A 22,466-nucleotide genomic window follows, 5' to 3' on the forward strand; every position below is an offset into this window, starting at 1 on the left:
ATGAACGCTTGGATAGATAGCTTTAAAGCGCTATTAATACGATATGAAACTAAAGAAAAACATTGGAGGGATTTTCATCTGCTCGCATTCTGTTGTATTTTGATTAGGAAACATTAAACAAGTTCATAATAAAAAAAAGAAAATGATAGAAATCACTTTCTTTTTTTGTGTAAATTGTTAAAAATAATTGTATATTATTTTGAATGATTCAAGGTGTTGGTGTCTATATTAATGTTGAGTCCCATGGCGATCTTCATTCCTAATTCAATATTGGCACGGAAGAAATGGCAGAGTTGCCTGTTGATGATTTCCTCTCGTTTAGGACCAGAAATTTTGCTCATATGATCAATAATATTTTGTATTAACCGTCCCTTTTCTTCAGGATTTAAGACTTTAGTATATAGAAGTCCTGGTTGAGTATAGTGATCGTCTTCGTTTTCATTTCTATTGTAGTGTCCTACCCAATTGCTGTCCAATTCGTAATTGTTGTTTTTGTATTTTTCATCAGTAACAATGTCATCAAAACTATTTGGAGAATAATTTGGTGTGTCACCGGCTGGGTTGGTTGCCATTGCGCCGTCTCTTTGATAGTTGTGATAGCCGTATGGACAGGCGTTTACCGGAAGTTGGTGGTAGTTGGCACCCAAGCGATAGCGTTGTGCATCGGGATAGGAAAATATTCTGCCTTGCAGCATTTTGTCGGGAGAAAATCCTATTCCGTTTATAATCTGACTTGGTGAAAAAGCCGCCTGCTCAACATGCGCAAAGTAATTGTTCGGGATTTCGTTGAGTTCTAAAATGCCTACTTCGATAAGTGGAAATTCTTGATGAGGCCATACTTTGGTAACATCAAAAGGATTCCAGCGGAATTCTTTTGCTTGTTCATCAGACATAACCTGAATGTACAGCTTCCATTGTGGAAATTGTCCTTTTTCTATAGATTGGCAAAGGTCTTCTTGAGCAAAATCTGGATTTTCTCCCGCTAATTTCGTCGCTTCGTCATCCGACCAATTTTTTATCCCTTGCAGTGTTTTAAACTGAAACTTTACCCAAACTTGTTGGTTGTCGTTATTGGTCATGGAAAAGGTATGAGAGCCGTAGCCGTTCATGTGGCGGTAACCGTACGGCGTACCTCGATCCGACATTAAAATTAAAACTTGATGTAAGCTTTCGGGATTCAAACTCCAAAAATCCCAAATCGCCGTGTGGCTTTTCAAATTGGTTTTGGGGTTTCGTTTTTGAGTGTGGATGAAATCGGGAAATTTTTTAGCATCTTTTATGAAAAAAACCGGAGTGTTGTTTCCAACAATGTCCCAGTTCCCCTCTTCGGTATAAAATTTCGTGGCAAAACCTCGCGGATCTCTTGCGGTATCGGCTGAGCCTTTTTCTCCACCAACAGTAGAAAATCTGGTGAAGGTTCTGCACGAGTTGCCCACCTTAGAAAATAGCTTTGCTTTGGTATAAGAACTGATGTCTTGGGTTACCGTAAATGTCCCGTAAGCACCGCTGCCTTTTGCATGAACCACGCGTTCTGGGATTCTCTCGCGGACAAAGTGTGCTAAGTTTTCTTGCAACATGAAATCTTGTAACAATACAGGGCCTCTAGGTCCTACGGTTTGCGAGTCTTGATGCTCAAAATAAGGGTTTCCTTGTGCTGAAGTTAATTTTTTGTTGCTCATAATGAAGAGATTTGTATGAAAAATACAAGTAAATAAAGAGTGGTGTATCCTGTATTTTTTTGTCCACCCAAATTTACCACGAAAAATTAGAAATAAAAGAAAAATCGTAATATCTTTGTGATAGATAATATATATCCAATGAACATTCAGCAATTAGAATATCTTATCGCGGTAGATAAGTACAAACATTTTGGTAAGGCAGCACAAGCGTGTTTTATTACCCAACCGACCCTTAGTGCAATGATTCAAAAGTTAGAAGACGAGTTGGATGTGAAAATATTCGACCGAACGACTCATCCTATCCGGACGACAGATGTTGGGGTGAAGATCTTGGATCAGGCCAGAAAAGTGATAGATGAAGTCAATGAACTGAGAAACACAGCCAGTCTTCTGAACAATGTTTTGGCAGGAAGACTTAATTTGGGGATCATCCCAACGGTATCTACTTTTATATTGCCCAAAGAAATTTTTGATTTTTTACAGTTGCATCCAAAGATTGAACTGAATGTGAAAGAAATGACCACGGAAAATATCATAAAGTCTCTAAAATCCGGTGAGTTGGATGCGGGGATTATTGCAACGCCTTATGATGCCGCCAATGAGTTTTACCAGGATTTTATTTTCAATGAAGAACTCATGGTCTATTCGGCAACGCAACAAAAGAAAAACGAAGATTCTTTTGTCATTCCGGAAGAAATAGACATCGATAAAGTTTGGTTATTGGAAGAAGGGAATTGTCTAAGAACTCAATTTGAAAATATTTGCAATTTGAAAGAGAATACCCTGAAACCCAAAAATCTGGATTTTATGGCATCCAATATTCATACATTGTTGCAAATGGTGGATCGTGTAGGTGGAATTTCAATTTTACCGGAGTTGGCTGTTAGTCAGCTTTCAGAAGAGAAAAGGTCAAAAGTCATGAGGTTCAGAAAGCCGTTTCCGTATCGTGAAATTAGCGTGATCTATTATAAACCCACCTATAAGCAAAAAATTATCGACGAATTGGTGAATGAGATAAAAAATACCATTAATCCAAAGCTGAACTATAACAGTTCGCCAGAAGATTTTGTGAACATTAAACCTCAAAAAAAATAAAAAGAGGCTTGTTTTCTTTGTTAATCAATTTATTGTCTGTAATTTTGCTCCATTAAAAAAGTAGAGGAAAAATTTGAACTGATTGCAACCTCCTAAAAAAATGCTAAAACAGACTTTCTATTTTAGTTTCTGCTGTAATCATTTCTTGTTTTTCTATTTGTTAAATTAAAAAATACAAGAAAAATTATGTCTTATTTATTCACATCAGAGTCCGTATCAGAAGGACATCCAGACAAAGTTGCCGACCAAATTTCCGATGCGCTTATCGATAATTTTTTGGCCTATGATCCCAGTTCTAAAGTAGCATGCGAAACTTTGGTAACTACCGGTCAGGTGGTTTTGGCAGGTGAGGTAAAGTCCGATGCGTACTTGGATGTACAGACCATTGCAAGAGAAGTCATCAACGGAATAGGATATACCAAAGGTGAATATATGTTCAACGGTGACTCTTGTGGGGTTATTTCGGCCATTCACGAACAGTCAACCGACATCAACCAAGGGGTGGATCGTGTGGTATCTAATGACGATTTCGAAACCCGTGCCAACGCACAAGGTGCTGGTGACCAAGGAATGATGTTTGGTTATGCCACCAACGAAACCGAAAATTATATGCCTTTGGCTTTGGATCTTGCGCATTCTATCCTGAAGGAATTGTCTGATCTAAGAAGAACAGGGCAGATCTCTTACCTTAGACCCGATGCAAAATCTCAAGTAACCATCGAGTATTCTGATGATCACAAGCCGGTTAGGATTGATACCATTGTTGTTTCTACTCAACACGACGATTTTGATAGCGAAGAAGAAATGTTGGCTAAAATTAAAAAAGACATCATCGAAATTCTAATTCCTAGAGTAAAAGATACTCAGAAACCAGAGATTCAGGCTTTGTTCAACGATCAAATTCAATATCACATCAATCCAACAGGGAAATTTGTAATCGGTGGACCGCACGGAGATACAGGACTTACTGGTCGAAAAATTATTGTGGATACTTACGGTGGAAAAGGAGCTCACGGTGGTGGTGCTTTTTCAGGGAAAGATCCTTCAAAAGTAGATAGAAGTGCAGCTTATGCAACTCGACATATTGCGAAAAACCTAGTGGCTGCAGGTGTTGCAGATGAGGTTCTGGTGCAAGTTTCTTATGCAATCGGTGTGGCAAAACCTTGTGGTTTGTACATTAACACTTACGGGACAGCGAAAGTAAATCTGAACGATGGTGAAATTGCAAACTTGGTGAACGAGATTTTTGATCTTAGACCTTATGCCATTGAAAAGAATTTGAAACTTAGAAACCCAATTTATCAAGAAACGGCTTCTTATGGACACATGGGAAGAACGCCTTATGTAGCAGACAAAACCTTCAATGCAGGTAAGCCAAATGAAAAAACTGTAAAAGATTTAGAATTCTTTACTTGGGAAAAATTGGATAAAGTAGATGCTATAAAAGCAAAATTCGGAATTTAAATTTTTAAATATTTTATAATTGAAAAGCAGCTTTACTCGTTAAGGCTGCTTTTTTATTCATCCAAATGAATGTTTTTCGTTTTTTTTGACTTTAAATTCTGAATAATGCTGATGATGTATTTTCTAATGTGCCCGTTAAGGAGGAGTTGTATGAATTTTTTCTCCAGCCAATGATGGGTAGGGAAAAGAAAAGAAAGTAATACGATTTTGGAAAGTAAGATGGGTATGGGTGCTCCATGAGTAATCTCGTGAAGCTGATGATCGACCAAAAGAATGATGAACTCAAAAAACATGATGAAGGAAATATAGCCCATGGATTTGATCCACCAATCCGGAATTTTGTAAAATGAAATTACCACCATGGCCATGGCCACCAAAATGATGAATAGGATGATGATGAGGTATTGGGTGAAATGTTTTCTTTCCAAAGCATCTTGACTTTTTTGATGCTCCAATTCCTTCTGAGCAAGTATGTTATTGAGTTCGATGTTTTGAATGTTTTCATTACTCAAAACCTTAATCCATTGACTTTTTGCAGAATTAAGTTTTTCGAGAATCTGAAAGGCTTTATCGCTTTGTTGGTGATCCAAATAATGTTGGGCAATTTGTTCGCCAAGCTCCACTTGGTTGGAGTAGATGTTGGTTTGTAAGCAATACTGGAAAGCCTTTTCCAAATCTTTAATTTTTTCATTTTCCAGACCCATTCTCTTTTCAAATTCTGCTTTTCGTAAGTAATAGTTGTATTGAAAATGCGGATTAAGATTGTCTTCTTCTTTAGCTAAATTCCAATAAAAAATAGCCGAATCTTTTTCACGGTCATGCTCTGCAATTCCCGCTTTTATCCGGTGGTAGATGGTGGGCCTGTCGCTTTCAAGAGCTTTTAGATCTTCCGGATTTTCTTTGTACCATTGCTTTAATTTGCCAAATTCCAGTTGGTTGAAATAGTAAGTTCTTAATGAACTTTGTGCATTATACGACAGCTGTTTTAGATTGTGTTTTTTAGCATATCGAACGATTTTTTTTGTGATTGCTGCAATGGCTTCGTTGTTTAGGAATTGAGTCAGGATTAGCACTCTGTTTTCTTCTGCATAGTACCATTTTGTAGAGTCGATAGGTTGGGATTGTGAAATTTCAGTTTTTACTTTCATGTTGTACTCTAATGCCTTTTCATATTTTTTTTGAAAATAATAGTAATCGGAAAGTAGCCCTAGAGTCACTACTTTTAAGGAGTCATGTCCTAAATCATAGGCCAAATAATGGGCATCCAATAAATTTCGCAATTGCTCTTCCGGCAGGTTTTGTTTTTCTTCGATTTTGCTTAGGATAATGAGTTGTATGATCTTGTACTTCGGGTTTTCTTCGGAACTGTTAAGTGTTAGGTTTAGATAGTTTAGTGCTTTGTAGGGTTGGTTTTTATTAATTAGAAAGTTGCTATACGCATAATACACCTGTTTTTTCAAATTGGTTGAGTTGCTTTTTTCTGCGTTTTCTTTGGCTTGTGAATAAAGATCGTACCCTTTTTCGTCACTAATGTTTTCGGGATCTGAGTGTTCCAGAATTGAAATATAGCATTGTGTATTGGTTTTTGGATCATTAAGCACAATGGCTTTTTCTAACGCTTTGTTTAAAAGTGAATCGGCTGCTTGAGAATTTTGCAAAGTGTCTTTTTGTCGAACAGCTTCTTGTAAAACAACATCAATAGGCCCAGTACGGTTCGTGTGTGTTTTGTTGCAAGAATACAATTCTAGCAAAAGAAAAATATAAACCCAAGTGGTGAAAAGTTTTTTGAAATTTAACATTTGGGAACGCTTTCTTTAATAAAGTGAATAAAATTACGAAATAAATTAAAAATAATTAACTTTGTAACACTAAAAACATCGAATCATGAAAAAATTATTATTGATAGCTGCACTTTCTCTAGGTGTAGGCTATGTGTTGGGAAATTACCAAACCTTATTGAAACTGGTTCAAGGAAAATATGAAACAGTCGATCTTCCGGATCAAACGAATGATGTGTTAGAATATCGAGAAGCCAGAAAGCTGTTTCAAAATTATCGTGTAGAAAGAGGTTTATCAGGGAATAACCAAACAGAAGGTTATTTTGACTTAACACAAAATCAAGCAAAAGAATTGTTTAACCTGATGGTTGCCAATAATTACGAAAAGGCCAGAGTATATTTTGGATACGACGGAAAAGGTATACATTGTTTATTGATCAATGGAATTGTAAGAGATGTCGAACAAAATGAAATGACCGGAAAAAGGAAATTGGATTTTATAACCATTGGCGGAGGCAATAAAGACTGTCCAAAACATTGTGACATTGAAGCTACCGTTGTTGGAGTTCAGGAAAATTAACTCAATTCAAAAACTGTAATTTCAGGCTCAATTCCCACTCTGCCGGGATAGCCAATCACACCAAAACCTCGATTGACATAGAGGTATTTGCCTTCGGATTCGTACAAGTCGGCCCATTTGGGATATTTGTATTGTACCGGAGACCATTTTATATTTTTTAGATCCAGGCCAAATTGCATACCGTGGGTGTGACCAGAAAGAGTAAGTTGTATGTTGGACGAATGTTTTTTTACCACTTGGTCGAAATGTGTGGGGTCGTGGCTCAATAATATCTTTGCCGACTCAGTAGGAAGTCCAACAGTAGCTTTGTTCAAATCTCCAAACTGAGGAAAGGGCTTTTCGCCCCAGTTTTCAACCCCAATTAGGTATAGTTTTTCTCCATTTTTTTCTATGGCAACAGCCTCATTTCTTAGCATTCTGAAGCCTGCCTGTTTTTCATAATCAATAAGTTGTAGGAGATTGGCATTTTTTTTCTCCATGCTTTCCCAAGCCACATAGTCGCCGTAATCGTGATTGCCCAAGATGGAAAATTTGCCATCTTTGGATTTTATTTTTGAAAAAAGAGGGATGAACGGACGGAATTCGTCGGCCAAATTATTGACCATGTCACCCGTGAAAACTACCAAATCAGCATCTTGATCGTTGATGAGCTGAATGGCTTTTTCTAATCTATCTGGATGAAGGAAACTTCCGCTATGGACATCGGAGATCTGCACAATTTTGTATCCTTTAAACGCTTTCGGAAGATGCCGAAGTTTTAATCTCACCGTTCTCACCTTATGTCTGTATTTACCAAAAATCACCCCATCCACCACCATCGCCGAGACCAATCCTCCTAAGGAAAGTCCAAGCAGGCTCAAGAATTTTCTACGGTCAGGAAAATGTTCTGCCGTATTGTTGAATTTTTGAAAAAAGTAACCTAAAGTACGGACGATGTCATCGCTTAAAAGAAAAATGGCAACAATAATCTTAGGCACGATAAAACCCAAGATTATTGTTGCAAGAAGTTGTATGGTTGAAGTTGCTCCTTGATCTGTTTTTTGAAAAGTAAGAATTTTGAAGAGGATGAAAACATAAATTAATAAGGTAATTATCCGATACAAATTTCTAGACCAAGTTGCATTAACCAGTGTTTTGAATGCCTGATAGACATAAAATTCCAGCAGAAAAAATAGACCAATAAAAATTAAGATGTTTTTCTGCATGACTAATCGTTATGATTTACAGAATTTGTTTTTTAAGTTTTTGATCATGTCGATGGACATTTCGCTCACGCCAAATTCGTAGGTCAATCCCCAATCCTTTTTTGCCACAGAATCGTCTATGGAAGCCGGCCAAGAGTCGGCAATGGCTTGTCTAAAATCCGGTTTGTAATCGATTTCGAATTCGGGAATGTGTTTTTTGATTTCTGTAGCCAACTCGTTTGGGGTAAAGCTCATTCCGCCTAAGTTGTAAGAGGTTCTTACCGTAAGGTTCTCGGAAGGCGCTTGCATCAATTGCAGTGTGGCATTGATGGCATCGTCCATGTACAACATGGGCATGGCGGTGTTTTCAGAGATAAAACTGGTATATTTTCCGTTTTCGACCGCTTCGTAATAGATTTCAACTGCGTAATCCGTTGTGCCTCCACCTGCAGGAGTTTTCCAAGAAATAAGTCCGGGATAACGGATGCTTCTTACATCGACACCGTGTTTTTCATTGTAATATTCGCACCATTTTTCACCTGCTAGTTTAGATATTCCGTAAACCGTTGACGGGTTCAGGACTACATCCTGACCTACATTTTCCTTAGGGATTCCTTTTCCGAAAACAGCAATGGAGCTTGGCCAAAAAATCTTATTCAGCTTTTGTTCTTTCGCCATTTCTAGGAAATTTAACAAAGGTTCAACATTGAGTTTCCATGCAAATTGTGGATTTTTTTCTGAAGTTCCTGAAAGCAAAGAAGCCAAATGGTACACCGTGGTTATTTGGTACTTGTTAACGATTTCTTTGGCCAATTCGGTATTGGAAACATCTAAGATTTCATAAAAACCAGCATTGGTGTGGTTTTTTTCCGGCTGAGCAATATCGCTAGCGATAACATTTTCTTTGCCGTAGATTTCTACCAATTTATTCGTCAGTTCAGAGCCGATTTGACCAAGAGCTCCGGTGATTAATATTTTTTCTGTACTGTTGGACATTGTTGTTGTTTATTTTAATTTGCAAATGTACTAAAAATATAAATTTTATGGGACTTGTAATACGGATCGAGAGAGATTCATTCCAACTTATTTCGCCGACCAATTTTTCAGTTTGTACAAGAATTTCCAACCCCAATCATCCAGTTTTTTTACAAGTTTTGCCAGTTGTACTGCAATGGCAATGTTTAGGACAAACATCAAGACCATTAAAATGTACCAAGGCATTTGATCTTTCAACCCAACCACTGCAAAATAAATTAATGACGAACTCAGACCTTGTGCAAAATAAAAGAAAATAGCGTTGGTCCCGATGTTGGTGATGAAGTTCGGCTTCTCAATTTTTAGTCGGTTATATAGCGTGAACAATACGGTTAGCGAAAAAATTGACCAGAAGATGTACAAGAGTTTTGGAGGGAATTTGGCCTTGTTCATCTTCATCAAAGCCTCGTAGCCAAGATCGGCATACAAATATATTAAGATCAGGAACCATAAACTGAACAATACAATAGACCAATTTATTGGAAGTTTTTTACCTTTCATTTGATGGGCTATTAAAAATAAACCGAGATAGAATGCAACATAACCCACCTGACCTGTAGGGTAGTATTGTGTGTTGAGGTTGATGAAAAGCGTATAACCTAAACAGATCCCGATGAACCACAAAATATGTCTAGGAAAGAATTTTAATATTAAAACCCCCAAAACCGTCAAGATATAGTACACTTTCAGATACCAAAAACTGCCCATCACCACAGGAAAAGTGTCGCACATGGTGTATTGGTGCAGGTACCAGTTGCCCAAGTTTTCCCATGCCGGCATGGTGGATATGCTTGTTGGAGTATATTTGGTCCCGAAGGTTGAGTAGAAACTTTTTAAGCTGTCCAAACCAAAAAAATACAAACCAAAAACTTTGAAAAAATAATCGGCAAAAAATAAAACAGTCACAAAAATCATGTAGGTGATCTGTAATTTTAATAACCGATAAAATGTCTTTTCTATATTTCCTCCAGAAGTCAATCCGCTGAGTGCATAAAATAAAGGGACATCAAAAAGTAAGGAGAGTACCCGGAATTCGGTTTTTATATAAAACTGTCCACTCCAAAAAGCCGTATGGATAAAGATGATGGAAAGCGTAGCTAAGCCTTTGGCATAGTCGATGTATAAATCTCTTTTCATATTTGGGAAATAGAGTTCAAAAATAGGAAATTAATTGAAAAATGAGGGTTTTCTTAAGAATGGCAAAATTAATTTTTAATACTTTATTTTTGCATCATGTTTAACATCGATCATCATTCTTTTCAAAAGATGGACAACTTGTCCATGCAGAAGCAGCCTTTCTTTTTCATCATCAATTTTTTGATGGATCGGGTGGAAGTTTTCACCGAAGATCAACTAAAAAGCTCTGGTGTTTTGGTAGAATTTAAAGGCATGTCGAATGTTGATACTCAATCCTATTCAACCCCAAAATTAGAATTTGAAGCCTTGATCGAAGATGTAGAAAGCTATAAAAAGGGATTTGAAATAGTACAGAATCATTTAAAATACGGGAATTCTTATTTGGCCAACTACACCAGAAAAACCGAAGTGAAAACCAATTTTTCTTTGGCTGACTTTTTTCATCAATCCAAGGCGAAATATAAAGTCCTATATCCCGAAAAATTTGTTTTTTTCTCCCCAGAAACCTTTGTGGAAATCAAGGGGAACCGAATTTTCACCCATCCCATGAAGGGCACCATCGATGCAAGTGTAGAAAATGCAGCTGAGGTCTTGAAGAACGATGTTAAAGAAAAAGCGGAGCATTACACCGTGGTCGATTTGCTTAGAAATGACCTGAGCATGGTGGCCGATGAAGTTGTAGTGGATGAGTTTCAAAGGATCGATCACTTGGTGACGGCACAAAAAAATCTTTTGACCATGAGCTCTGAAATTTCAGGAGTATTAAAGCCTGAATTTCAAAATAAAATAGGATCTGTACTGAAGAAATTGCTTCCGGCGGGCAGTATTTTGGGGGCACCAAAAACCAAAACTTTAGAAATTGTTTTAGAAGCTGAAGGGCATGAAAGAGGTTTCTATACCGGAGTTTGCGGTTGGTTTGATGGCGAAAACCTGGATTCTTGTGTCATGATTCGTTTTATTGAACAAGAAAATGAAAAATTTTATTTCAAAAGTGGTGGTGGCATCACACATTTGAGTAAATTAGAGGACGAATACCAAGAAGTTAAAAACAAAATCTATGTCCCGATTTATTGAAAGCATAAAAGTAGAGCACCAAAAGATGCATCTTTTGGAATTTCATCAGCATCGTGTGAACCAAACTTTTTCTCATTTCGGAAAAATGGGTTCCTTGGACTTGATGGCGATTTTTAAAAAATTGGATCTGGATGAAGACGGTTTTTTCAAATTTAGAATCGCCTATGATTTGGACAAAAATTACAACTGCTCGCTAATTCCCTATGCCTTGCCGGAAGTAGAAAGCTTTGCCTTGGTCGAAGCCAATCAGTTGGATTATGCCTTCAAATTCGAAGACAGAAAAGAGTTGGATCGTTTGAAAAATTCAGCAAAAACCGAAGAAATAATCTTGGTGAAAAACAATCACCTGACCGATACCTCGATCAGCAATCTGATTTTTTTAAAAGACAAAACCTGGTACTGTCCAGATACCCATCTCCTGAATGGAGTGATGCGTCAATCCTTATTGAAATCCAAAAAAATTAAAGAATGTCCGATTACCCTTCAAAATTTAAAGGATTTTTCCCATTTTAAAATCATCAATGCAATGAATAATCTGGATGACTCTTTTGTCTATCCCATTGAGAAAATAAAAAATCTCCCCGAAAGTTCTGCTTATTTAGAAGTCTGAATTTAGGACTTCAAATGTTCGAAATACGATTTTAAAACTTCAGAATTTTCAATTTCTTGGGTGCACACTTCCAAAATTTTTGGCTTGCTGTCCGGTTTGAAAAAATTGTCCAAAACCCTACCCAAAGTGGTGTCGTCATCTACTTTTACATAGCCGTATCCGAAATGCTTAGCAATGTGCTCGGCATTCAAACGGTGTTTGGTAGAGATGAATTCGTTCAAAGTATTTTCGTTGGTATTGCCCGGGCCGGGGATGATTTTGAAAATGTCGCCCTGTCCGTTGTTGCAAACTACAATTCGTGTAAACGGTGGTATGTACGGATTCCAAAGGCCGTTGATGTCATAAAAAAAACTGATGTCTCCAGTAACCAAGACCGTAGGATTTTTGTCTTTTATGGCAAATCCCATTGCGGTAGAAGTAGAGCCGTCTATTCCGCTGGTACCACGATTGCAATAGACTTGTTTGTCGTAATAGTCGAAGAGTTGTGCATATCGAATCGCCGACGAATTGGAGAAATGGATGTTGTAGTGCTCAGGAGTTTTCAGAGCCAATAAATAGTAGAAGTAAAAATCCGAGAAGCCTACTTTGTTCAAAAATGCATCGTGTTTTTTATCTCTTTTGTCTTTCAGTGTAGACCAAAGATTGTGATAAGCTTGTGGTTCGAGGTTTACGGAACCGATGAATTGAGCAAAAAAATCTTCGGCTTTGGTTTGGATTTTTTCGCTCAAGCAAAAATAAGTATCGGGTTGCCAATACGGATCAATGTGCCAATGCGATTTGGGCTTGGCTTGTCTTAGGAATTGCTTCACTTTTTTCGAAACCACATTTTGTCCCACCGTGATCAGCAAATCCGGTGCATAAGTTTTGTAATCCTCTTCGGTAAAGTTGAAGATGTAACGGTCGATATGCTGGAAAAATTTTTCGTGGTGAATGTTGGAGTTGGCCTCGCTGAGGACCACTGCCGTATGGTTTTTTGCCAGTTGTGCCAATTGCGCATTTAACTCTGACGAATGCGCCTGAGAACCGACCAAGATCAAAATTCTTTTGGTGGTGTTCCATTCAGCAATCAATCGGGACGGGATTTGGTACCGGTTTTTTTGTAGATTTTTTTCAAAGCTCGGAAAGCTCGGTATCTCGGCAACCAAATCGTACAAAGGCTCATGAAGTGGGATGTTGATGTGTACCGGTCCCGATTTTTCTATACACAATTCCACCGCTTTTTGAATGATTTCTCTGTTGATGAACTCGGCATCTTCAATTTCATCTTCAATCATTTGAAAATCGCCATAAGAATGCTGATGAAAAATATTTTTCTGACGGATGGTTTGTCCATCAAAAATATCAATAAAATCTGTTGGTCGATCTGCAGTCAGTACCAACAAAGGGATGTTGGCATAGAAAGCTTCGGTTATGGCAGGGTAGTAGTTGGCTACAGCCGAACCACTGGTACAGGTTATGGCAACCGGTTTTTTCTCGGACATCGCCATGCCCATGCCTACAAAAGCGGCACTTCTCTCGTCAACAACACTGTAACAATGGAAGCTGTCGGTTTCTGCAAAATGTATGGCAATGGGCGCATTTCTTGATCCTGGAGAAATGATGATGTTGTTAATGCCATATTCCTTCAGGATATGGGTGAGTAGTTGTATGCTTCTTTTGGAAGAGTACTTTTTCATAATGCTACGGTCTGAGAAGTCGGTAGTTTCCTACTTTTTGTTGTGTATAAAATTCCAAATTTAAAGAAAAAAAATAAGGATTTTCATCACGAGGTTAAAGTTCTCATCATTTTTTAACTTAAATGTTATTTCGTTTTGTCATTTTTGTAAAAAATAAACTATTGAAAACGGTATTGTTGCTCGGAGCCAATTCGGATGTGGCCAAACAAACGATGATGAAGTATCTGGATATGGGCTGTTTTGTGATGGCTGCTTCACGGGATTTGGTTGCTTTGGAAAATTTTATTCAACAAAACAATTTGGCTGTCGAAAGATTAAAAGTTTTGTATTTTGATGCAGAAGATTTTGATGGGCATCAAAAATATTATGAAACTTTACCCTACAAACCACACATTGTGGTGTATGCTGCCGGATTTTTGTCTCAGAACGAAGAAGCGCTGCGTCACTTTTCTGCAGCTCATCGCATGATGAAGGTCAATTACATTGGGGCGGTGTCCATCCTGAACATTATTGCCATGGACGGAGCCAATAAAAATTTAGAAAAAATCATAGGTCTCTCTTCGCTTTCCGGGGTTAGGGGTAGGAAATCCAATTTTGTGTACGGCAGTACCAAGTCGGCTTTTACACAGTATTTAGCAGGTCTTAGACAAGAGTTGTCGGCGAGGAAAGTTGTGGTCAATGTGATGATTTTGGGCTACATCGATTCTAAAATTAATCAAGGTTTGGATCTTAATAAAAACCTGATCATGCAGCCCGAATATGTTGCCCGTCATGTGGTGGGTGCCGGCTCTTCTTTTGTCCAAGTTCCGAATTGGAAATGGAAAATAATCTATTGGATTTTGAAGCTTCTACCTGAAAATTTGGTGTCCAAACTGCCATAATTATACTTTGTTTTCTTGTTTTTATAATTTTCTTATTTTTACGGCTTCTACCGGAGCGCTTATTGTGAACTTTGATTTAAGAAATCTTAGGGCACTTTTATTCTGGTGTAAACAAGAAACAAATGAAAATAGAAATGGATAATCCACCCGTGTTGGATTTTAAGAAAAGAAAGGTCGTACAGTATTCACTAATTTTTTGCGTGTTGTTGGTTCAGTTGGTAATCGCTGGATTTTTCTACAACGAATACAAAAATAAGGAGTCTCTGATGTTTATTGAGAAACAATTGAAAGAGGTACAGCATTTGGAAGGTTTGACTTCTGGTGCCAAAGTTGAACTTTCCCAAGCTCAGGATCATCTACAAGATTATCTTAAAAATGACAATCCCAAATCCTTGGACGCCTATTTTGCTTCTTTAAACAATTTGAATTCTAAAATTGAGTCCATCAGCCAATTCAATAACCAACATCCTAAGTTTAGTAAATTGGTTTCCGAAAAAACTCGTCGTACTACCAATCCCAATGACCTCAAAGTTCTAATCGACTCTATGCGATTGCTCTCGACACAGACTGTTCTGAAAAAAAATGAAGCACTTCCGAATCTTAAAAAGTACAACCTGGATTACGATTTTGGAAAATTAGAAGTGGAGACCAAAACCTTCTCCGATTCAACCAAGAAAAAAGGACTTTTTGGCCGTTTGAAAGATGCAGTTGCTGGTAATGTTACTACAAAAAAAGACAGTACTGTGGTAACGATAAAAACTGGAGCATCACCAAAAGCCATCAACATAAAACATGAGATGGACAGCCTGTATCGCTCCGTGGTAAACCACTATACCAAAGAAGTGCAAAGGATAAAAGTGAAAGCCATTCGCAATCAGAATGCACGCGAGAATAATGAAAAATTCTTCAATGCCTTCAACAATCTTTTCGTGTACTCTGCCGGGATGATGGAAGTCTATGATACCGCAGCGAAAACCTCTAAAAGCGATTTGGAAAATGAATTTGCCAAACAAAATGCAAAAACCAGTAAAACCCGATATCTGTTGCTTTGGATCTTGTTCGGACTTTTGTTTTTGATGTCTTTGATGATCCTTTATTTTACCAAAATCGCCTTCCAATACGAAACCAAGTTGAACGAAGCTAATAATGAAATCAAGGAAAACTTGAAATTCAAAAATAGAATTTTAGGCATGTTGAGTCATGAAATTCGTTCGCCTCTAAAAATTATGGGACTGTTCATCAATAGGATTGCTAAGAAAACCAATGACGATACGGTGCAGGAATATTTGAAATCCATTTCTTTTACCAACGATTCCCTATTGTTACAAGCCAATCAGATTTTAGAATACACCAAAAACCAACAGGTAGGAAATAAATTGGTTCCGGTTGTGTTTAATTTGAAAAACGAGATATCGTCCATCCTTACTGCAATCCAACCTTATGTAGAGTCCAGACACAATCAGTTGCTGGTTCAAGAAACGATAGATCCTCAGTTTATGGTCTATTCCGATAAGGCAAAAGTGCATCAGGTTTTCATAAACATCTTGGCCAATGCCAATAAATTTACCGAAAAAGGTAAAATCACAGTGCATACACAAGCCGAAAAACTGAACGATGAGGTGATCGTTCTGAAAACAGAAATTACGGATACCGGAGCCGGAATTGCCAAAGAGGATTTGGAAAGAATTTTTGAACCGTATTATCAAGGAGTGCTTTCTGAAGAAGTGGATAATTTAGGTGCAGGCTTGGGCTTGAGTTTGTGTAAAGAATTGCTAGCTCTATTTGATGGCGAAATTTCTGCTGCAAGTGAATTGGGCAAAGGAACAACCGTGTCGTTCTCGTTTAATTTTCAAGTGAAAAAATAAAAAAGTATGAAATCACCCATCCGTTTTTTATTGGCCGATGATCATGCTTTGATCCGACAAGGTTTGGTTTTTCTTTTGGAAGATCTGGATGTTGAAGTCGAAATTTTGCAGGCTTCTACTTTGGGACAAACTTTGTCTTGCATTCAGGAAAATCCCATTGATATTGCGATTGTTGACGCTCAGTTTCCTGATGGATCCAGTCTTTCAATTCTACCGAAAATAATAACTCAAAATCCTGAAACTCTAATCTTAATTTTTTCGGGTGTTGATGAAAATCAGGCGTTGAGGTTTGTGAGTGCCGGAGCTCACGGGTTTTTGTCTAAACTGAGTGAGGAAGAAGAAATTATCCATGCTCTGCAAAAAATGATCAGTCAAGGCGAATATCTCAGTGAAAAAACACAGTCGTTGTTGTTGGATTCCTTGCGGAATCCCAGCTTGGCAAATCCTCTTTATGCGTTAACCGATCGTGAATTGGAGGTCTGTAAACTCTATGCTGATGGTTTAGGAAATTTGGAGATCGCCAACAAGTTGGACATTAAACAGAATACCGTCAGCACCATGAAAAAAAGAATCTTCGAAAAGTTGAAGGTTGAAAATATGGTGGATTTGGTGGAAATAATCAAAACGAATTTATAACAAAAACGGGTTCTGATATTAATCAAAACCCGTTTTTTTATGTTAAAAATAAGATTATTTCAATCTCAATTCCAGTTCGTCCAATTGTTCGTTAGCGATTGCACTTGGTGCATCGATCATCACATCTCTTCCCGAATTGTTTTTTGGGAAAGCGATATAATCTCGAATCACTTCGTTGCCGTCCAAAATCGCAACCAATCTATCGAAACCGAAAGCCAAACCTCCGTGTGGCGGAGCGCCATATTTGAAGGCGTTCATCAAGAATCCGAACTGAGCCTCTGCATCTTCTGGTGTGAAGCCTAATAAATCGAACATCTTTGCTTGAAGGTCTTTGTCGAAAATACGGATGGATCCACCACCAATTTCGTTACCGTTCAGTACCAAATCATAAGCGTTCGCTCTTACTTTTCCAGGATCTGTGTCCATCAAGGCGATGTCTTCTGGTTTTGGTGAAGTAAACGGATGGTGCATCGCGTGGAATCTTTCAGTGTCCTCGTCCCATTCCAAAAGTGGGAAGTCGATCACCCAAAGTGGCGCAAACTCGTTTCCTTTTCTTAAACCTAAACGGTTTCCTAGCTCCATTCTTAGGGCAGAAAGTTGGGTTCTCACTTTATTTTCTCCACCACAAAGGATGAGCATCAAATCTCCGGCTTTTGCACCGAATTTTTCAGCAATCGCTTTCAGGTCGTCTTCGTTGTAGAATTTATTCACCGATGAGGTTACCACACCGTCGTTTTGGTATTTCACCCAGATCATTCCGGTAGCGCCAATCTGTGGTCTTTTCACCCAATCGATTAGTTCATCAATTTGTTTTCTGGTATAGTCGGCGCAACCTTCTACATTGATCCCTACCACCAATTCGGCATCGTCGAAGATTTTGAAGTCTTTACCTTTTACCAAATCGTTCAGTTCCACAAACTCCATCCCGAAACGGATGTCCGGTTTGTCGTTACCGTATTTTTGCATGGCATCGGCAAAGGTCATTCTTGGGAAAGAACCGAAATCCTGATCGGTCACTTCTTTCAACATCGCTTTTGCCATCCCTTCGAAAACATTCATCACATCTTCTTGTTCTACAAAGGCCATTTCACAATCTATTTGGGTAAATTCCGGTTGTCTGTCGGCTCTAAGATCCTCATCGCGGAAACATTTCACAATTTGAAAATATTTGTCCATACCGCCCACCATCAATAATTGTTTGAAGGTCTGTGGCGATTGAGGAAGAGCGTAGAATTGTCCAGGATTCATACGGCTTGGCACCACGAAATCTCTTGCACCTTCTGGAGTAGATTTAATGAGAACTGGAGTTTCCACCTCGATAAAACCTTCGTCTGAAAGATAATTTCTCACTTTCTGAGCCATCTTGTGACGGAAAATTAATTTTTCCTTCACCGGATTTCTACGGATGTCCAAATATCTGTATTTCATTCTCAATTCTTCGCCACCATCGGTTTCATCCTCGATGGTGAAGGGCGGAAGTTGAGATTCGTTTAAAATGGTTAATGTATCAACCAAGATTTCGATTTCTCCGGTTGGGATTTTCGGGTTTTTGGAAGCTCTTTCGATGACTTTTCCTTTCACCTGAATTACAAATTCTCTACCCAATTTTTTGGCATCGCCCATCAATTCGGCAGTAGAACGATCTTGATCGAAAACCAATTGGGTAATTCCGTAGCGATCTCGAAGGTCGATCCAGATCATAAAACCTTTGTCTCTGATGGTTTGTACCCATCCTGAAAGTGTGACTTCTTCGTTTAGATTTTTCAGCGAAAGCTCGCCGTTGGTGTGTGTACGGAACATATTCTTAAATGTTATATTATTGAGTTAAGGTATGGAAACGATTTTTCTTTCTAAAATTCAAGATGCAAAGATAAGAATTTGTCCAAAAAGCGATGTTTTAATTGTCGTACTTGTGGTATTTATTTTTTTTAGTCGGATGGTTTTGTGTTGTTAAAATTTAGAAAAGAGGTTTTTTTGTAGATTTAAGATGTTTTTATCTTGAAAAAGTAGGACTTAAATAATGTTTAATACCTATGAATGCTGGTTTTCTGAAAAAAAAATAAAAAATATTTTGTTTTTCAGGAATAAATTGTATATTTGATACAGGTTAAGTGATAGAGAGGTTGAAGTATTTAATTAAATCTTCAAAAAAATAGAACACTTACTGTTTATTTTACAAATTGCTTGTTTTGTATTGTAAATGTGTTTTATCTTTGACATCACTTTTGCTTTTGATGTTAAACTTTAAGTATATGAAAAACAGCGTTTTGCTCAAGTATTTCATTGCGCTTTTTCTACCGATGTTCGCAAGTGGTCAGAGTACCTCTTCGGCTTCAGTAACCATTCGATTGGGAGATTTTCACCAATTGGGGGTTCCGAAGTTGGACGAACAAATGGTGTTCTTAGATTTTAACCCTTTGAAAAATTTTATTGAATCGGAAGAGGAAGGTACGCCGGTACTTTTGTCTTCTACGGGAAATTTTAATTTGTTTGCACGCGCAGCGAGTCAGAGTTTTTCGACCCTAAATTATGCGACTGGAATTTACCATTACCACACAGTCTTTGAGCAGCATTGTGTTGCAAGGTTCTCCGGATGTGAATTTTAATTTTTCTTCACCTTCTGATTATCAGACCGGTAAAAGCCAGAATATGCCCAACCATCTTTTGGTAACCAATTATAAGTCGTATGAAATTTATGTGAAATCGTCTTCTAATTTTTTCACTCTAAACGGAACTCCGACTACGGTACCGGCATCTATTGTACAAATCCAAAATGGAAATGGGCAAACCGGAATTGTCACAAAAAATCTGAGTACAACGCCACAAGCCATTGTGACCGGAGCCTCACCAGAACTCAATAGAAACATCTCTTTAAAATATGTGATCCCTGCAGACAAAACCTCCGTGCTTTTGGGACAAACGACGGGAGCGACACCGTATATTTTGAATGTGATTTATAGTTTTACCAACCAATAGTTGGTTTATAGAATTTGACATGAAGTTTTTCGCTAAAGTATTTTTTTTAAGTCTTTTTTTCTTCAATTTTTTTTACGGACAAGACCAAAAGCCAGCAGGGTTGGAGACCTTCTTCAGGGAAGATAGCATTTTGTTGAAAGCTGGAAAGGCGTTTTCCAATGTCATTGTTCTGAAAAATACAAGCTCTTCTCCTGTGAAAATTGACAGTGTAAAAGCGGTAGAAGCCTATCCCGGCTTGTTGTTTTCGCCGAGTTTCAATGAGAGAATTGCAGCCAATGACTCTCAGGAACTGAATGTGAGGATGATTGCCGGCAAAGACCTTTTGATATCCAAGGTATCGAGAGTCGAATATTTGGTTTATTCTACTGAAAATGGAGAAAAAAAAATACAGAAAATAGGATTCACCCTCCTTAGAGAGAAAATGGATTTTGTGTCCATCATGCCTCTTGGTGAGCTGTATTACAACCCGGCAAGTCCCGAAAATTTACTCAGAATTTTTGTTGAAAACCAAGCATACGCTCCAAGGGTGTTGAAACTGAAAATCAAGTTGACTCCCGATGATTTTCTTGCGGCATTTCCTGAAGAGCAAATTCTTAGATTGGACTCCAAAGAAAAACAGCTGATCACCGTTCAACTGAAAAAAAGACAAAACATTACCTATTATCCGGATTACAATTTGTCGGTATCTGTTTTTGACGAGACCAGCAATACCATGGTTTCATCGGTGATATTGGCCATTCGTTCTTTGTCCACTTATCGTATGGTCAATTACGACAACAACCCGGTTCAGTATAAAAATTATGTAGAAGCATCCTACAACAATTCGGACAATCTGAACACCTATTATAAATTTAGAACCAATTACGAAAAGAAAATTGGCGAAGATGGAAATATAGGATTCAACTCGACCGTAGATTATTACAGCAACACCAAGCAGACCAATGTCTATGACACCCGATTGGATCTGGAATACTCTAAGTACAGCGCCAGTTTGGGGAATATTTATGGTCAGAATTACGATTTCAACATCAGCGGTCGTGGTTTGAAATTGGGTGCAAAAGTGGGTGAAAAAAATACGGTTGAAGTTTTGGGATTGGAGAACAATTACATGCTTTATTCCGATTTTTCTAACGGGGTTTCAGCGGGGAAAACGGCAGGTGTACAAGCAACACATCTTTTCAAATCGGGGAATTCGGTACAGTTAAATTATGTGTACAATCAAAATAATTTTTCTAAAGTAACCACCAATTTGGTCAACTTAAAAACTCCTGTATATACCGATTCTCTACAGGTTCTAAGTTTTGAGACCGGACTAAGTGATGAGTTTCTGGACGGAGTCAACAACAAGATATCCAAGCGAGGGTTTTCTTCCGGAATCAATTACCGATTGATGAAGCCTAAATTTTCTTTGTATTCCAACAATTATTACAGCAGTCCGTACTACTCCGGTGTCCGTCGTGGCTCTTTTACAATGGACGAAATGTTGAATTATAGAATTTCTAAAAGTCAAAACCTCTACATCCGATACAATACCAGCAACAATACCTCAGGATATTTGAACGATATGGAAGCTTTGGGTTATGTGGAAAACAGCAAGTTTCTAAATCATTTGATAGAAGCCGGATGGGGATGGAATGGGAGTTGGCTGCGTGTGTCGTTGGCACCCAATTATACCTATCAATACATCCGTACGGTCTACAATACTTTAGAGTATCAGGCGTATAGAATGCGTGTGAATGTTGGGAAATCCTTAAAATCTCATAATTTCAATTTGTCTTGGGACGGTGGATTGTCGCAATTTTCTAGCCGCTCTGGAAATGTTTTTGCGCAACGATTCGTGTTTAATTATTCGTATAAATTCATCAATTGGTCGGCAACGGCAGACATTAACCCTACCAATGCCTACGATCTCAATTGGTACAACGGAGGTACTTTTGTCAATTACTCGACCAGTTTGGGAACCATGATCAATGCAATGAAAAATAAATTGAACGGTTATTTCAGTTTGGGATATAATTTTATGAACAGCCAAAGGTCGGATAATTTGTACATGAATTCCAATATCGATTACAAATTATCGCCTTCGTGGAGCTTGACCGGAATGGCCTATTATAATTTTTTCCACGGAAGGGGCAACGATACGAATCCTTCGTATCAATACAGCAACCTGCAATTCAAGGTGGGAGTTAAGATGTCTTTGGGATCGTCCAAAGGAAATAAATTGACCTTGAAAATCTACGAAGATGAAAATCTGAACAATAAAATAGATCCCGACGAAACTTTGGTATCCGATGCTATTGTAAAACTGAACCAGAATATTGTGGCACTAACCAATGCCAAAGGTTTTGTAAAATATGCCAACTTGACACCGGGAAATTATACTTTGTCGGTAACCAAAAACAACCAAAGGATACCTTTGCTGGGCTTGGATAAGCTAACGGTGAAAAAAAATACAACAATAGAAATTCCTGTGGTAAAAACCATGCCTCTGGTTGGGCAAATGATTCAGATAAAAGACAAATACGACAATCAGAAAGCCGATTTTATGGGAATCAACATCTATGCTCAGGATCTGAAAACCGGAAAAACTCTTGTGGCGGTAACCGACATTGATGGTAATTTTAATTTCCAATTGATTGAAGGTCTTTATAAAATTTACATTCAGAATGACCGTTACGAAATTGTCAATAACAACCAAGAAATTCAGCTGAAGAAAGGCGAAACTGCAAATAAACTCATTTTTAATTTTAAAAATAAAGAATTAAAGATCAGAAAGAAACAGTTCTAAACGGGACA

Annotated in this window: 18 protein-coding genes; 11 read left to right on the forward strand and 7 right to left on the reverse strand. The window is 38.0% G+C overall.

Features of this window, described 5'->3' with window-relative positions:
• Positions 1-194: 194 nt before the first annotated feature.
• The gene (locus EIY84_RS04275; protein ID WP_124640679.1) at positions 195-1,679 is read right to left on the reverse strand and encodes a catalase; all 1,485 of its coding nucleotides are present in this window, start codon (positions 1,677-1,679) and stop codon (positions 195-197) included.
• A gap of 138 nt (positions 1,680-1,817) precedes the next feature.
• Here EIY84_RS04275 and EIY84_RS04280 point away from each other — a divergent pair, with 138 nt between their 5' ends.
• A complete protein-coding gene (locus tag EIY84_RS04280) occupies positions 1,818-2,774 on the forward strand; it encodes a LysR substrate-binding domain-containing protein (RefSeq protein WP_124640680.1) in 957 nt (318 codons plus the stop codon).
• A 186-nt stretch (positions 2,775-2,960) separates the two neighbouring features.
• Complete coding sequence (gene metK, locus EIY84_RS04285; protein ID WP_124640681.1) at positions 2,961-4,238, forward strand: methionine adenosyltransferase; 1,278 nt, start codon at positions 2,961-2,963, stop codon at positions 4,236-4,238.
• 53 nt (positions 4,239-4,291) lie between these two features.
• On the opposite strand, the gene EIY84_RS04290 is transcribed toward metK, so the two are convergent.
• Positions 4,292-6,037, reverse strand: a complete 1,746-nt coding sequence (locus EIY84_RS04290; protein WP_124640682.1) for a hypothetical protein — start codon at positions 6,035-6,037, stop codon at positions 4,292-4,294.
• A gap of 85 nt (positions 6,038-6,122) precedes the next feature.
• Between EIY84_RS04290 and EIY84_RS04295 the strand changes: the two genes are divergently transcribed.
• Positions 6,123-6,596 (forward strand): hypothetical protein, encoded by a 474-nt coding sequence (locus EIY84_RS04295; RefSeq protein ID WP_124640683.1) that lies wholly within the window; start codon positions 6,123-6,125, stop codon positions 6,594-6,596.
• Here EIY84_RS04295 and EIY84_RS04300 read toward each other — a convergent pair.
• From EIY84_RS04300 to EIY84_RS04310, 3 genes are all read right to left on the reverse strand, one after another.
• Complete coding sequence (locus EIY84_RS04300; RefSeq protein WP_124640684.1) at positions 6,593-7,801, reverse strand: metallophosphoesterase; 1,209 nt, start codon at positions 7,799-7,801, stop codon at positions 6,593-6,595. The two genes, EIY84_RS04295 and EIY84_RS04300, sit on opposite strands and share 4 nt — an antisense overlap.
• Positions 7,802-7,810: 9 nt before the next feature.
• Positions 7,811-8,776 carry an NAD-dependent epimerase/dehydratase family protein gene (locus tag EIY84_RS04305; protein WP_124640685.1) on the reverse strand — a complete coding sequence of 322 codons (966 nt, stop codon included), beginning with the start codon at positions 8,774-8,776 and terminating at the stop codon, positions 7,811-7,813.
• An 87-nt stretch (positions 8,777-8,863) separates the two neighbouring features.
• Complete coding sequence (locus EIY84_RS04310) at positions 8,864-9,952, reverse strand: acyltransferase family protein (RefSeq protein WP_124640686.1); 1,089 nt, start codon at positions 9,950-9,952, stop codon at positions 8,864-8,866.
• Between the two features lie 96 nt (positions 9,953-10,048).
• On the opposite strand from EIY84_RS04310, the gene EIY84_RS04315 reads away from it, so the two are divergent.
• Together EIY84_RS04315 and EIY84_RS04320 are read left to right on the forward strand one after the other, a co-directional pair.
• A complete protein-coding gene (locus EIY84_RS04315) occupies positions 10,049-11,026 on the forward strand; it encodes an aminodeoxychorismate synthase component I (protein ID WP_124640687.1) in 978 nt (325 codons plus the stop codon).
• Positions 11,010-11,636, forward strand: coding sequence for an aminotransferase class IV (locus EIY84_RS04320; RefSeq protein WP_124640688.1), 627 nt, complete (start codon positions 11,010-11,012; stop codon positions 11,634-11,636). The genes EIY84_RS04315 and EIY84_RS04320 overlap by 17 nt, the downstream gene beginning before the upstream one ends.
• Positions 11,637-11,638: 2 nt before the next feature.
• On the opposite strand, the gene menD is transcribed toward EIY84_RS04320, so the two are convergent.
• Complete coding sequence (menD, locus tag EIY84_RS04325) at positions 11,639-13,312, reverse strand: 2-succinyl-5-enolpyruvyl-6-hydroxy-3-cyclohexene-1-carboxylic-acid synthase (RefSeq protein ID WP_124640689.1); 1,674 nt, start codon at positions 13,310-13,312, stop codon at positions 11,639-11,641.
• Between the two features lie 161 nt (positions 13,313-13,473).
• Here menD and EIY84_RS04330 point away from each other — a divergent pair, with 161 nt between their 5' ends.
• From EIY84_RS04330 to EIY84_RS04340, 3 genes are all read left to right on the forward strand, one after another.
• A complete protein-coding gene (locus tag EIY84_RS04330) occupies positions 13,474-14,193 on the forward strand; it encodes an SDR family NAD(P)-dependent oxidoreductase (RefSeq protein ID WP_124640690.1) in 720 nt (239 codons plus the stop codon).
• 122 nt (positions 14,194-14,315) lie between these two features.
• Positions 14,316-16,058, forward strand: a complete 1,743-nt coding sequence (locus EIY84_RS04335; protein ID WP_241154728.1) for a sensor histidine kinase — start codon at positions 14,316-14,318, stop codon at positions 16,056-16,058.
• 6 nt (positions 16,059-16,064) lie between these two features.
• The gene (locus EIY84_RS04340) at positions 16,065-16,694 is read left to right on the forward strand and encodes a response regulator transcription factor (RefSeq protein WP_124640691.1); all 630 of its coding nucleotides are present in this window, start codon (positions 16,065-16,067) and stop codon (positions 16,692-16,694) included.
• Positions 16,695-16,748: 54 nt separating this feature from the next.
• Here EIY84_RS04340 and aspS read toward each other — a convergent pair whose 3' ends face one another.
• On the reverse strand, positions 16,749-18,494 hold the full coding sequence (aspS, locus tag EIY84_RS04345; protein ID WP_124640692.1) for an aspartate--tRNA ligase: 1,746 nt from the start codon (positions 18,492-18,494) through the stop codon (positions 16,749-16,751).
• A gap of 452 nt (positions 18,495-18,946) precedes the next feature.
• On the opposite strand from aspS, the gene EIY84_RS04350 reads away from it, so the two are divergent.
• The 3 genes from EIY84_RS04350 to EIY84_RS04360 all read left to right on the forward strand — a co-directional run bounded on the left by EIY84_RS04350 (position 18,947) and on the right by EIY84_RS04360 (position 22,458).
• Positions 18,947-19,300: a hypothetical protein gene (locus EIY84_RS04350; protein ID WP_124640693.1), complete on the forward strand. Its 354-nt coding sequence runs from the start codon at positions 18,947-18,949 to the stop codon at positions 19,298-19,300.
• Positions 19,224-19,670: a hypothetical protein gene (locus EIY84_RS04355; RefSeq protein WP_124640694.1), complete on the forward strand. Its 447-nt coding sequence runs from the start codon at positions 19,224-19,226 to the stop codon at positions 19,668-19,670. Before EIY84_RS04350 ends, EIY84_RS04355 begins: the two co-directional genes overlap by 77 nt.
• A gap of 100 nt (positions 19,671-19,770) precedes the next feature.
• The gene (locus EIY84_RS04360) at positions 19,771-22,458 is read left to right on the forward strand and encodes a hypothetical protein (protein WP_164472015.1); all 2,688 of its coding nucleotides are present in this window, start codon (positions 19,771-19,773) and stop codon (positions 22,456-22,458) included.
• Positions 22,459-22,466 lie beyond the last annotated feature (8 nt).

The sequence above is a fragment of the Amniculibacterium aquaticum genome (assembly GCF_003852705.1).
Taxonomy (GTDB): Bacteria; Bacteroidota; Bacteroidia; order Flavobacteriales; family Weeksellaceae; genus Amniculibacterium; species Amniculibacterium aquaticum.

Bases quoted from the DNA above. Each gene is read 5' to 3' on its own strand.
- EIY84_RS04275 (WP_124640679.1), bottom strand. From the start codon at position 1,679: ATGAGCAACAAAAAATTAACTTCAGCACAAGGAAACCCTTATTTTGAG.
- EIY84_RS04280 (WP_124640680.1), top strand. From the start codon at position 1,818: ATGAACATTCAGCAATTAGAATATCTTATCGCGGTAGATAAGTACAAA.
- metK (WP_124640681.1), top strand. From the start codon at position 2,961: ATGTCTTATTTATTCACATCAGAGTCCGTATCAGAAGGACATCCAGAC.
- EIY84_RS04290 (WP_124640682.1), bottom strand. From the start codon at position 6,037: ATGTTAAATTTCAAAAAACTTTTCACCACTTGGGTTTATATTTTTCTT.
- EIY84_RS04295 (WP_124640683.1), top strand. From the start codon at position 6,123: ATGAAAAAATTATTATTGATAGCTGCACTTTCTCTAGGTGTAGGCTAT.
- EIY84_RS04300 (WP_124640684.1), bottom strand. From the start codon at position 7,801: ATGCAGAAAAACATCTTAATTTTTATTGGTCTATTTTTTCTGCTGGAA.
- EIY84_RS04305 (WP_124640685.1), bottom strand. From the start codon at position 8,776: ATGTCCAACAGTACAGAAAAAATATTAATCACCGGAGCTCTTGGTCAA.
- EIY84_RS04310 (WP_124640686.1), bottom strand. From the start codon at position 9,952: ATGAAAAGAGATTTATACATCGACTATGCCAAAGGCTTAGCTACGCTT.
- EIY84_RS04315 (WP_124640687.1), top strand. From the start codon at position 10,049: ATGTTTAACATCGATCATCATTCTTTTCAAAAGATGGACAACTTGTCC.
- EIY84_RS04320 (WP_124640688.1), top strand. From the start codon at position 11,010: ATGTCCCGATTTATTGAAAGCATAAAAGTAGAGCACCAAAAGATGCAT.
- menD (WP_124640689.1), bottom strand. From the start codon at position 13,312: ATGAAAAAGTACTCTTCCAAAAGAAGCATACAACTACTCACCCATATC.
- EIY84_RS04335 (WP_241154728.1), top strand. From the start codon at position 14,316: ATGAAAATAGAAATGGATAATCCACCCGTGTTGGATTTTAAGAAAAGA.
- EIY84_RS04340 (WP_124640691.1), top strand. From the start codon at position 16,065: ATGAAATCACCCATCCGTTTTTTATTGGCCGATGATCATGCTTTGATC.
- aspS (WP_124640692.1), bottom strand. From the start codon at position 18,494: ATGTTCCGTACACACACCAACGGCGAGCTTTCGCTGAAAAATCTAAAC.
- EIY84_RS04350 (WP_124640693.1), top strand. From the start codon at position 18,947: ATGAAAAACAGCGTTTTGCTCAAGTATTTCATTGCGCTTTTTCTACCG.
- EIY84_RS04355 (WP_124640694.1), top strand. From the start codon at position 19,224: ATGCGACTGGAATTTACCATTACCACACAGTCTTTGAGCAGCATTGTG.